Source organism: Geobacillus genomosp. 3 (assembly GCF_000445995.2).
Taxonomy (GTDB): domain Bacteria; phylum Bacillota; class Bacilli; order Bacillales; family Anoxybacillaceae; genus Geobacillus.
This window is the reverse complement of sequence record NC_022080.4, coordinates 1-12,743: the sequence shown is the minus strand read 5'-3', so window position 1 is coordinate 12,743 and position 12,743 is coordinate 1. Positions and strand designations below refer to the sequence as shown.

The following is a 12,743-nucleotide window of genomic DNA, read 5'->3' as shown; positions in this document are numbered from 1 at the left end:
TCTAGTTTTCAAGGAACGAAAGGTTGTTTTGAAATGGTGGAGCCTATCGGGATCGAACCGATGACCTCCTGCGTGCAAAGCAGGCGCTCTCCCAGCTGAGCTAAGGCCCCACAAGGCAGAATGGGCCTAAGTGGACTTGAACCACCGACCTCACGCTTATCAGGCGTGCGCTCTGACCAGCTGAGCTATAGGCCCATGGAGGGAAAGTTCCCTCAAAACTAAACAAAACGACAAGCGTCATTATAATCAAACCGAAAGGTTTTGTCAATATGTCCTTAGAAAGGAGGTGATCCAGCCGCACCTTCCGGTACGGCTACCTTGTTACGACTTCACCCCAATCACTTGCCCCACCTTCGGCGGCTGGCTCCCTTGCGGGTTACCTCACCGACTTCGGGTGTTGCAAGCTCTCGTGGTGTGACGGGCGGTGTGTACAAGGCCCGGGAACGTATTCACCGCGGCATGCTGATCCGCGATTACTAGCGATTCCGGCTTCATGCAGGCGAGTTGCAGCCTGCAATCCGAACTGAGAGCGGCTTTTTGGGATTCGCTCCCCCTCGCGGGTTCGCAGCCCTTTGTACCGCCCATTGTAGCACGTGTGTAGCCCAGGTCATAAGGGGCATGATGATTTGACGTCATCCCCACCTTCCTCCGACTTTTAGCCGGCAGTCCCTCTAGAGTGCCCACCTGAATGCTGGCAACTAGAGGCAAGGGTTGCGCTCGTTGCGGGACTTAACCCAACATCTCACGACACGAGCTGACGACAACCATGCACCACCTGTCACCCTGTCCCCCCCGAAGGGGGAACGCCCAATCTCTTGGGTTGTCAGGGGATGTCAAGACCTGGTAAGGTTCTTCGCGTTGCTTCGAATTAAACCACATGCTCCACCGCTTGTGCGGGCCCCCGTCAATTCCTTTGAGTTTCAGCCTTGCGGCCGTACTCCCCAGGCGGAGTGCTTATCGCGTTAGCTGCAGCACTAAAGGGTGTGACCCCTCTAACACTTAGCACTCATCGTTTACGGCGTGGACTACCAGGGTATCTAATCCTGTTTGCTCCCCACGCTTTCGCGCCTCAGCGTCAGTTACAGGCCAGAGAGCCGCCTTCGCCACTGGTGTTCCTCCACATCTCTACGCATTTCACCGCTACACGTGGAATTCCGCTCCCCTCTCCTGCACTCAAGTCCCCCAGTTTCCAATGACCCTCCACGGTTGAGCCGTGGGCTTTCACATCAGACTTAAGGAACCGCCTGCGCGCGCTTTACGCCCAATAATTCCGGACAACGCTCGCCCCCTACGTATTACCGCGGCTGCTGGCACGTAGTTAGCCGGGGCTTTCTCGTGAGGTACCGTCACCGCGCCGCCTTGTTCAAACGGCGCTCCTTCGTCCCTCACAACAGAGCTTTACGACCCGAAGGCCTTCTTCGCTCACGCGGCGTCGCTCCGTCAGACTTTCGTCCATTGCGGAAGATTCCCTACTGCTGCCTCCCGTAGGAGTCTGGGCCGTGTCTCAGTCCCAGTGTGGCCGGTCACCCTCTCAGGCCGGCTACGCATCGTCGCCTTGGTGAGCCGTTACCTCACCAACTAGCTAATGCGCCGCGGGCCCATCCGCAAGTGACAGCCAAAGGCCGCCTTTCAACCGAAGATCATGCGGTCTTCGGTGTTATCCGGTATTAGCTCCGGTTTCCCGGAGTTATCCCGGTCTTGCGGGCAGGTTGCCCACGTGTTACTCACCCGTCCGCCGCTGACCGAATCAAGGCAAGCCCTGATCCGGTCCGCTCGACTTGCATGTATTAGGCACGCCGCCAGCGTTCGTCCTGAGCCAGGATCAAACTCTCCAAAAGAAAGTTGATTGGCTAATCCAGCTTTGGCCCGCCGCCCGGGGTCAAACAACCTTCGCCTCCGGAATGTAAACATCCCTGCAGGCGAAAAGCATTTGCCCATCGCGATCGCCAGAATGGCGATATTTCACCGCCATCCGCAGGATGCAGGTTGCTTTTAGGCGGAATATCGGACCTCAGCTTTTCTTCATGACGCTTGCGTTTTGTTTAGTTTTCAAGGAGCTTGATTACTGTCAATGTTGACAGCTATTAAATAATAACTTATGGGCAACAAAAAGTCAATAGTTTTTTTATTTTGTTGTCGTCACAAACAAAATTGGTTGAGGTGAGATAAAACAAAAAGCGGTAGGCTCTATGCATGATCTTTCCTCTCACGTACAGGAACATGTTTTCTATATCATCCGTTTTACATCTTCTATTCTGTGGAAGCAAGAGGAAAAATGACGGCAAACCCTGATTCATCCCTACTGACACCCACGAGTGGAAGTGTGGTTCTTCTTGCTTCAGGATGATAAAATTTCCTCGATGTATAGGTCACGCTGTTCGACTAGTGAAAGCAATTGTCCAGTTTCCGTCACCTTGACGATCGGCCTTGCCGGTTCATCAGGATGGATAAATACGACCTCAGCCGTTTCGCCATTTGATAGTTTGACAATGGTTCCCGTTTGTAAGCTAGCGAGATGGTTCGAAAGCAAGGCGACTGCCTCTGCATTTAGTCTGCCAAATTGCTCCCGCTGCATTGCCTCAATAGCCCGAAAGGGAGACTGCTTATGGCGGTATAGACGTTCTGAAGTCATTGCGTAGTACACGTCAGCGACCGCAATGAGCTGGCTGTATGGGTGAATTTTTTCTGCTTTAACTCGTAACGGGTAGCCGCTGCCGTCATTCCGTTCGTGATGTTGCAGCACAGCTAACTTTGCTCCTTGACTCAATGCCGCAATTTTTTGCACCATTTGGTAACCAAAAATAGGATGCTGTTCTATTTGACGAAATTCCGCCTCAGTGAGTGCCGAAGGTTTCAGCAAAATTTGACTGCTTATTTTGGCCATGCCACAGTCAGCTAAAATGCCAGCGAGCACAATTTGATGGCATTCACCTTGGCCGTAGCCGAAATGCGCAGCTAAAAAACCGGCGAGCAACCCGACACTGACAGCGTGGTGATATAAATATTCTTCCTTTGTCGTATAATGGTGAAGCATAAGCAATTCCCGTTTATGCTTTATCATTTCATTGAAAAGAGGAATGGCGATTTCTCTTATTTCACCGATGTCGATTGGCAAGCCGGATTGCCATGATTGGAACGCCTTTTTATAATGTTGGACTGCTTCTAAATACAACATGATCGGTCGTTCGTCAGGTTCCATTGAGAGGGAGCCGTCCGCAAGGAATGGCTCACCGTTGGCTAGCACCGGTTCGATTTCCACTTCGTCAATGAGAAACTTGCTAAGCACGTGCAACAGTGTCTCATTGATGATAGCATTTTTCGGCACAATCGGTTTTTTAGTTTTACCAAGCACATCTTCAGCAAGCACACAGCCTTCACGAAGCTGGGCCAAATTCACGCGCACCATCAGTTATGTCCTCCTTATCTCGATCATTTACCTTTTTCTGATCGAAGACACCCATTTCCATTTTGCGCAAAGCTCTCTTCTGAAAATGAGCGAATAGAACAGAAGTTGTGACAGAGAGGCCGTAACACAGAAAATATGTAAGTACCATTCACCTTGCGCAACCCGAGGGGATAGAAACCAAGTGAAAGAAAGGGAGACACCAAAACGAATATTTCAACAAATTATCTTGCAGAGAACTCGCGCGATAAATATCCCCTTCCGTAGGAACTGCGGGAATGGTTTGCTTCATAACCGGCGGTTACACCGATATTCTTCGGAATCCGTGCTCCCTTATTTCATTACACATTCGGCAGCGATAGTTCAATTTTATCGTAACATAAATTTACCTGTAGGGGCAGTGCTGCCGCTGACAAAAAAAGACGCTCCGCACCTTTGTGGACGGAACGTCATAATGACTAAGCGGAATGATCTTCCTCTTCCTCCTTTTCTTCTTCAGGTACTTTTGCCACGGTAGCGACGCATTCGTGCTCGTCTTCACCGGAGAGACGAATGAGTTTAACACCTTGGGCGATTCTCCCTGTTCGGGAAATATCGCTGACCGCGATGCGAATGAGCACGCCGCCGGTCGTAATAACCATTAAGTCTTCATTGCCGACGACCGTTGTCACTGCGACGACAGAGCCGTTTTTTCCTGTAACGTTGCACGTTTTCAATCCTTTACCACCGCGGCTTTGCACTCGATATTCCGAAGCAGGGGTGCGCTTGCCGAATCCTTTTTTCGTGACGACAAGCACGTCGTGGTGATCTTCTAAAATCTCCATGCCGACGACTTCATCATCGTCGTCAATCGTGATCGCCTTGACTCCAGTTGCACTGCGTCCCATCGTTCGCACGTCGGTTTCCGGAAAGCGGATGAGCATCCCGTTTTTCGTGCCAATAATCAAATGTTTTTTACCGTCCGTCAGTCTGACGGAAATCAGCTCATCCCCTTCGCGCAAATGAATGGCAATTAACCCGTTGTTGCGAATATGGGCGAAGGAGGAAAGCGGGGAACGCTTGGCAATCCCTTGTTTTGTCGCAAACACAAGGTAACGTTCATCATCAAATGTTTCAATTGGGATCATGGCATTGATCCACTCATCTTTATCAAGCTCAAGCAAGTTAATGATCGGCAGGCCCTTGGCCGTTCGGCCGAACTCCGGAATTTCGTAACCTTTCGCCTGATATACTTTCCCTTTGTTTGTGAAAAATAGCACGGTGTCATGGGTCGATGTAATGAGCAAATGTTCGACAAAATCATCTTCCGCCGTGTGCATTCCTTGCACGCCCCGGCCGCCGCGCTTTTGACTCCGGTATGTCGATAAAGGCAGGCGCTTAATATAGCCTTTGTGAGTGAGCGTAACTACAATATGCTCATGCGGGATCAAGTCTTCGTCGTCGAGCTGTTCGACGGCCCCAACAATGATTTCCGTACGCCGCTCATCGTTGAACCGCTCTTTCACTTCGCTAAGTTCGTCGCGAATAATTTGCAACACTTTCTCTTCGTCGGCTAACACCGCTCTCAGCTCAGCAATAAGACGGACAAGGTCTTGGTACTCTTGTTCGATTTTTTCCCGTTCAAGGCCGGTCAGCCGCTGCAGACGCATATCCAAAATCGCTTGCGCCTGCCGCTCGCTGAGCGAAAACCGCTCCATCAACCCTTCACGCGCTGCCTCCGTCGTCCGCGAACGGCGAATGAGGTCGATCACTTCATCTAAGTGATCAAGAGCAATGCGTAAACCTTCCAATATATGGGCACGCGCTTCTGCCTTTTTAAGTTCGAATGCTGTCCGCCGGCGGATCACGGTTTTTTGATGGGTTAAATAATGTTCTAGGCACTCTTTTAAGTTCAACACTTTCGGCTCGCCGTCGACTAGGGCGAGCATATTAATTCCGAAATTTGTTTGCAAGGCGGTATGTTTGTATAAGTTGTTTAACACGACTTTCGCATTCGCGTCGCGCCGCACTTCAATGACGATGCGCATCCCGCTCCGATCCGACTCATCGCGTAAATCGGTGATGCCATCGATTTTTCTTTCACGTACGAGTTCAGCAATCCGTTCAATCAGCTTTGCCTTGTTCACTTGGTAGGGGAGCTCGCTCACAATAATCGTTTCTTTGCCGTTGGCGTGCTGTTCAATTTCAGCTTTGGCACGCAACGTAATCGAGCCGCGGCCGGTTTCATACGCCTTGCGGATGCCGCTGCGGCCGATGATTTGTCCGGCTGTCGGGAAATCCGGACCTGGAATGTATTCCATCAAGTCGGCAACGGTCATCTCCGGGTTTCGGCTTAACGCCAACAGCGCATCGATGACCTCGCCAAGCTGATGAGGCGGGATGTTCGTCGCCATTCCGACCGCAATGCCCGACGAGCCGTTGACAAGCAAGTTCGGAAACCGCGACGGCAGCACGACCGGCTCTTTTTCCGATCCGTCATAGTTGTCCTGGTAGTCGATCGTGTCTTTATTGATGTCGCGCAGCAGCTCCATTGCGATTTTCGACATGCGCGCTTCTGTGTAACGCATGGCGGCGGCCGCATCGCCGTCGATCGACCCGAAGTTGCCATGCCCGTCGACGAGCATGTACCGATAGTTGAAGTCTTGCGCCATGCGCACCATTGTATCATACACGGCGGCGTCGCCGTGCGGGTGGTATTTCCCGATCACTTCGCCGACAATGCGGGCTGATTTTTTATACGGTTTATCGGCGGTCATGCCGAGGTCATGCATGGCGTATAAAATGCGCCGGTGCACCGGTTTCAGCCCGTCGCGCACGTCCGGCAAGGCGCGCGAAACGATGACGCTCATTGCGTAATCAAGGAACGACGAGCGCATTTCCTGGCTGATGTTGACTTCGCGAATGCGCGATTGTTCATGTTCTGCCATTCATATAAACCTCCCTTTTGAGCCTTCTTCGGCCCGGTCTGCCTTTACAGGGAGCAGACATAGGCGGACGGCGGGCGCCGCTTCGTTTGCGCGCCGGTTGGCCCCGCCGGCAAAAAGAAGCGGGGAGGGCGGTCCCATCCCTCTCTTTTCATCCTAAATATCCAAATTTTTCACATAACGGGCGTTTTCTTCAATAAATTGGCGTCGTGGCTCAACTTTGTCGCCCATTAAAATTTCAAACGTTTCATCTGCGTCAATGGCGTCTTGCAAGCTGACTTGAAGCAATGTTCGCTTTTCCGGGTTCATCGTCGTCTCCCAAAGTTGTTCCGGGTTCATTTCACCTAACCCTTTGTAGCGCTGAATTGTCGGCTTCGGTTGTTCCGGCAGCTCGGCCAGAATTTTTTCGAGTTGGCGGTCGTTGTAAGCGTAGCGCACTTGTTTTCCTTGTTCGATTTTATACAGGGGCGGCTGGGCGATATACACATAGCCGTGCTCGATAAATTCGCGCATGTAGCGATAAAAGAATGTCAAAAGGAGCGTGCGGATATGAGCGCCGTCGACGTCCGCATCGGTCATGATGATGACTTTATGATAACGCGCCTTTGAGATGTCGAACTCTTCGCCAATGCCGGTGCCAAGAGCGGTAATGATCGCCCGCACTTCGTTGTTGGACAAGATTTTGTCGATTCTTGCCTTCTCGACGTTGAGAATTTTCCCGCGCAGCGGCAAAATCGCCTGGAAATGACGGTCGCGCCCTTGTTTCGCTGAACCGCCCGCCGAATCCCCCTCAACGATATACAGCTCGCTGATCGACGGATCTCTTGACGAGCAGTCGGCGAGTTTGCCCGGCAAATTGGAGACTTCAAGCGCGCTTTTGCGCCGCGTTAATTCACGCGCCTTTTTGGCCGCCAACCGGGCGCGGGCGGCCATCAGGCCTTTATCGACAATTTTCCGGGCAACGGCTGGGTGTTCGAGTAAAAACGTCTCGAACTGCTCGGAGAAGACAGCGTCTGTCACCGTACGCGCATCGCTGTTGCCGAGTTTTGTTTTCGTCTGTCCCTCAAACTGTGGAGACGGGTGCTTGACCGACACAATGGCCGTCAGTCCTTCGCGCACGTCCTCGCCGGTCAAATTGGCATCGTTGTCTTTAAAAATTTGCTGTTTGCGCGCATAGTCGTTGATGATGCGCGTCAGCGCCATTTTAAAACCGGACTCATGCATGCCCCCTTCATACGTATGAATGTTGTTGACGAACGAATAAATGTTGCTCGTATAGCCGTCATTGTATTGCAAAGCGATTTCAACGGCGATGCCGTCGCGTTCCCCGGCGATATAAATCGGCTCTTCATGCAGCACTTCCCTTGTCCGGTTTAAATGGCGGACATAGGAGCGAATGCCCCCTTCGTAAAAATACTCATTTTTCCGGTTGTCGGTTCGTTCATCCGCAAGAATAATTTTCAAGCCGCGGTTTAAAAAGGCAAGTTCGCGCAGCCGAGTGGCCAGTGTTTCATAGTCAAACTCGGTCGTTTCCGTAAAAATTTCCGGGTCCGGCTTGAAGCGGGTGGTCGTCCCGGTTCGGTCGGTCTCCCCAACGATTTGCAAGTCAGTCCGGGGTTCGCCCCGTTCATACTTTTGGTAGTAGATTTTCCCGCCACGATACACATAAACTTCGAGCCATTCCGATAAGGCGTTCACAACCGAAGCGCCGACACCATGCAAGCCGCCGGACACTTTATAGCCCCCTCCGCCGAACTTTCCACCGGCGTGAAGGACCGTCATAATGACCTCAACGGCCGGACGTCCGGTCGCCTCGTGCACGTCAACTGGAATGCCGCGTCCGTTGTCAGCGACAGTGATGCTGCCATCTTTTCCGATCGTCACATGAATTTCCGTGCAATGGCCGGCCAATGCCTCATCGATGCTGTTATCGACGATTTCCCAAACGAGATGGTGCAACCCTTTTGGTCCTGTCGAGCCGATGTACATTCCCGGGCGTTTTCGAACCGCCTCAAGTCCCTCAAGCACTTGTATTTGACTCGCATCATACGCCTGCTCAACCCGTTGTTCCATTGTCATGCCATATCACCTACGCTTTCTTTGCAAACGTTCAACGTTTCGCAATCAAGAAGAGGCGGTTACCGAACCAGAGTAAACCCGATAGATGGCCGCTTCTTGAATGATGTCGTGCTTAATGCCGTCGATGCTTGTTGTAGTGACAAAAGTTTGCACTTTTTTCCGGATCGCATCAAGGAGGTGGGTTTGCCGAAAGTCGTCAAGTTCCGACAACACATCATCGAGCAATAAAATGGGGTAATCGCCTAACTCAGAAAAGATGAGCTCAATTTCCGCCAGTTTGACCGCCAGCGCTGTTGTGCGCTGCTGCCCTTGGGAGCCGAAAGTTTGCACGTTTTTACCATTGACAATAAACGCAATATCGTCACGGTGTGGGCCGACAAGCGTCGTCCCCCTCTGAATTTCCCGCTCCCTCATGGCGGCAAACGTTTCGCTGTATGCCTCTACTATTCTCGACAATTCTGCCTTTTCTGATACATCGACCGATGGTTCATACCGAATGTGAAGCCGTTCGGCGCCACGGCTGATTTCATGGTGGATCGGCATCGCCCATTGCTCGAGCAACGACAAAAACTGGCGGCGCCGCAAGGTGATTTTTGCCGCCAGCACCATGAGCTGCTCGGTTAATACATCGAGCACCGCCTCGTCGCTTCGCTCGCGTGCCTGCATCATTTTTAAGTAATGGTTGCGCTGCTGCAACAGTTTCTGGTATTGGCTCAAATCATGTATATAAACGGGCGATACTTGCCCGATTTCCATATCGACAAACCGGCGCCGTACTTGCGGGCTTCCTTTGACTAAATTCAAGTCCTCAGGAGCAAACATGACAACGTTCAAATGGCCGACATACTGACTGAGCCGCTGCTGTTCAATATGGTTGCATCTTGCCTTTTTTCCTTTCTTGGAGATCGTCAGTTCAAGCGCTAAAGAACCGCTTCGTTTTTCCGCTCTTCCCTCTATTTTAGCATATTCTTCATTCCAACGGATAAGGTCTTTATCGTTGGCGGTACGGTGCGATTTTGCCATCGCCAGGACGTAAATGGCCTCCATCATGTTCGTCTTCCCTTGAGCGTTTTCCCCTAAGATAATGTTTACGCCCTGTTCAAAGCTTAACGTTTCATGTCCATAATTGCGGTAGTTCGTTAACGTTAAGTCAGTCAGAAACACCTGGCCTTCACCTACTCCGTCTGCATGACGATAAACGTGCCGATCTGTTCAATATCGACCCGGTCGCCGTCTTTCAGCTTCCGTCCGCGCCGGTTCTCTTTTTCGCCGTTGACAAACACGTTGTACTCTTGCAAAAACCATTTGGCTGCGCCGCCCGTTTCAATCAAATTCATAAGCTTTAACAGCTGACCTAGTGTGATCGTTTCCGTTGTAATCGTTACCTTTTGTTCCATCCGCTCATCGCTCGCTTTCCTTCAAATTGCCTATTCTTTTATTTTACCGAAAAACTCTTTCACTCGCAAAGAAAGCCGATGAAGAGGATGGGAAGCAAACGTTCCGGTCCTCCTCATCGGGCATGGAAAGAGCAACGCCCAAGACAGCGCGGATGTGATGCATCTACAGACGGTTTTGTTTTGACGACAGAAACATCAATACGTTCTTACCGGCAAAATAAGTTGAAGCATTGAATCCGTATGAAGCGGGCGCAACAAGAACGGCCGCATCGCCCCTGTGAAACTGATTTGAATATCGTTGCCATCAAGCGCTCGCAGCGCATCCATCATGTATTTTGCGCTGAAGGAAATGTTTAATTCCTCGCCTTCGATCGACTCGGTCTTCAGCTGCTCGGTTACTTTTCCGATCTCCGGAGAAATGGAGGAAATTTCGAGCACCCCACCTGGGAGCGTCGTCAACTTCACGACATTGTTTCTTCCTTCCCTTGCAAGCAAGGACGCCCGATCGATCGCCTGCAAAAATTCCTTCGCATTGACGACCATGTTTGTTTTGCTGTCGGTTGGGATCAAACGGGCTGTCTCCGGATAATTTCCGTCAAGCAGCCGGGAAAAGAACAAAATATGTTCGGCCTTAAACAATACTTGATTAGCTGTGATAACGATGTCGACCGGAGCGCTGCCATCATCCAAAATTTTGCTCAACTCATTGAGACTTTTCCCAGGGATCACAACATTATACGAAACGGCGTTTTCCGCTTCAATTCTCACTTTACGCATCGCCAAACGATGACTATCTGTCGCCGTACAAACCAATTCGCCGTTTTCAACTTTCCAGTTGACACCTGTCAAGATCGGGCGCGTTTCCGATGTTGACACAGCAAACACTGTCTGCCGGACGACCGTTTTCAATAAATCAGCCGGAATTTGAAACACGTTTTCCTCTTCAATTTCCGGCAAACGTGGATATTCATCAGCGTTTAAGCCGTTGAGCCGAAATTCCGAATGGCCTGAGCGGATGACAGTCAGAAAGTTGTCTTCGGTTTCGATTTCGACCGTTTGTTGAGGGAGCTTTTTAACGATTTCGGCAAAAAAGCGCGCTTGCAGCACGATGCTTCCCGGCCTTTTTACGTCAACGAGCAGCCGTCCTTCCTTTTCAAGCGGAATAAACGACTCGATCGAAATGTCAGAGTCGCTCCCGGTTAACGTCACTCCAAGGGCGGTCGCCGTCAGTTTCATCCCTGTTAAAATCGGAATCGTCGTTCTTGTCGATACAGCTTTCATGACGTCTTGGACGCTTTTGGCCAGCGCTTCGCGGTCAATCGAAATGTTCACTTGTCGTTCCTCCCCGTTTAGTTGATGTCGGAAAATAAATTATAAAAATATAAAAAGAAAAATCATAGTAATAGTCGTATGGCTTGTTAGTATGTGGATAAATCAAAAAAGCGAAGCAAGCACAGCCTGTCCACATGTGGATAAGCTGTGCATAAAACAGCGATGTTTATTCACAGTTGCTTCAACTTTTCTTGAATTTCCTTTAAATGTTTTTGCAGCTGCGTGTCGGTTTGCAAAAGCTTTGATATTTTCTCATGGGCATGAATGACTGTCGTATGATCGCGGCCGCCAAATTCGTCGCCGATTTTCGGCAGCGAACAGTCGGTCAGCTCACGGGAGAGATACATGGCGATTTGCCGGGGGAACGCGACCGATTTTGTCCGTTTTTTCGCTTTAAAATCTTCGAGTTTAATATTGAAATGCTGCCCAACAACGCGCTGAATGTCCTGGATCGTAATGACTTTCGGCTTGGCGCTCGGAATGATATCTTTCAATGCTTCCGCTGCCAAGTCGGCGGTGATTTCTTTATTGATGAGCGATGAGTAGGCGACGACACGGATAAGAGCGCCTTCGAGTTCACGGATGTTTGAATCAATTTGATTGGCGATATAAAGCATGACTTCGTTCGGAATGTCAAATCCCTCAGCCTTCGCCTTTTTGCGGAGAATGGCAATCCGCGTTTCTAAATCAGGCGGCGTGATATCCGTGATCAGCCCCCATTCAAAGCGAGAGCGCAGGCGATCTTCAAGCGTTGGAATTTCCTTTGGCGGCCGGTCGCTTGAGATAACGATCTGCTTGCTTTCCTCATGCAGCGTGTTAAACGTATGGAAAAACTCCTCTTGTGTTTGTTCTTTGCCGGCCAGAAATTGAATATCGTCAATAAGCAGAACATCGACATTCCGGTACTTATTGCGAAAGTCGTCAGGGCGATTGTCGCGGATGGCGTTAATAAACTCGTTTGTAAATTTTTCCGAAGACAAATAGACGACTTTCGCGGACGGGTTATGTTCGATTACGTAGTGGCCGATCGCGTGCATTAAGTGCGTTTTTCCGAGCCCGACTCCGCCGTAGATGAAGAGGGGATTGTACGCCTTAGCCGGAGCCTCAGCGACCGCGAGCGACGCGGCGTGCGCAAACCGGTTGCCAGAGCCGATGACAAACGTATCGAACGTATATTTCGGATTTAACATGCTTTGCGGAAAATCATTCGCCTCTTCGTACGGTTTCCGTTGTTTTTTCGCAGACGACTGAAATTCCAACTCTTCGTCCGCTTGGTTTGGCGGAATGATAAATTTAACCGCCAACTCTTCACCGGTAATCGCGTAAATCGTTTCCGCAATTAAATGGGAATAGCGGGAATCAAGCCAGTCTCTAGCAAACTCGTTTGGGGCTACGATGACGAGTGTGTCACCTCGTAAAGAGTGGGCTTTCGTCGATTTGAGCCAAGTTTCAAAGCTCGGTTTGCTAATTTTCCGTTCGATTTCCCCGAGCACGCGATCCCATAAGTCATGGATATTTTCCACCCGTTGCCCCTCCCTTATTCAGAGGATAATGGTTCGTTATCAAAAAAAATAATTTGTGGAAAAGTATATTAAGGAAAAAAGGCGG

General features: G+C 50.5%; 7 protein-coding genes, 2 tRNA genes and 1 rRNA gene. All 10 read right to left on the bottom strand.

Annotated features, from left to right (window positions below; genetic code table 11):
* Window positions 1-34: 34 nt before the first annotated feature.
* The 10 genes from M493_RS00050 to dnaA all read right to left on the bottom strand — a co-directional run bounded on the left by M493_RS00050 (window position 35) and on the right by dnaA (window position 12,658).
* Window positions 35-110: transfer RNA gene (locus tag M493_RS00050), tRNA-Ala, on the bottom strand.
* An 11-nt stretch (window positions 111-121) separates the two neighbouring features.
* A tRNA-Ile gene (locus tag M493_RS00045) sits at window positions 122-195 on the bottom strand.
* A gap of 84 nt (window positions 196-279) precedes the next feature.
* Window positions 280-1,838, bottom strand: a 16S ribosomal RNA gene (locus tag M493_RS00040).
* Window positions 1,839-2,338: 500 nt separating this feature from the next.
* Window positions 2,339-3,406, bottom strand: a complete 1,068-nt coding sequence (locus M493_RS00035) for an HD-GYP domain-containing protein (protein ID WP_020958263.1) — start codon at window positions 3,404-3,406, stop codon at window positions 2,339-2,341.
* A 455-nt stretch (window positions 3,407-3,861) separates the two neighbouring features.
* Entirely contained in the window at window positions 3,862-6,330 is a 2,469-nt protein-coding gene (gene gyrA / locus M493_RS00030) for a DNA gyrase subunit A (RefSeq protein ID WP_020958262.1), read from the bottom strand.
* A gap of 153 nt (window positions 6,331-6,483) precedes the next feature.
* A complete protein-coding gene (gene gyrB / locus M493_RS00025) occupies window positions 6,484-8,406 on the bottom strand; it encodes a DNA topoisomerase (ATP-hydrolyzing) subunit B (protein ID WP_020958261.1) in 1,923 nt (640 codons plus the stop codon).
* Between the two features lie 45 nt (window positions 8,407-8,451).
* Window positions 8,452-9,570, bottom strand: coding sequence for a DNA replication/repair protein RecF (gene recF, locus M493_RS00020; protein ID WP_020958260.1), 1,119 nt, complete (start codon window positions 9,568-9,570; stop codon window positions 8,452-8,454).
* 11 nt (window positions 9,571-9,581) lie between these two features.
* Window positions 9,582-9,803 (bottom strand): S4 domain-containing protein YaaA, encoded by a 222-nt coding sequence (gene yaaA, locus M493_RS00015; RefSeq protein ID WP_020958259.1) that lies wholly within the window; start codon window positions 9,801-9,803, stop codon window positions 9,582-9,584.
* 195 nt (window positions 9,804-9,998) lie between these two features.
* A complete protein-coding gene (dnaN, locus tag M493_RS00010) occupies window positions 9,999-11,135 on the bottom strand; it encodes a DNA polymerase III subunit beta (RefSeq protein ID WP_020958258.1) in 1,137 nt (378 codons plus the stop codon).
* Window positions 11,136-11,305: 170 nt separating this feature from the next.
* On the bottom strand, window positions 11,306-12,658 hold the full coding sequence (gene dnaA, locus M493_RS00005) for a chromosomal replication initiator protein DnaA (RefSeq protein WP_020958257.1): 1,353 nt from the start codon (window positions 12,656-12,658) through the stop codon (window positions 11,306-11,308).
* Window positions 12,659-12,743: the final 85 nt, after the last annotated feature.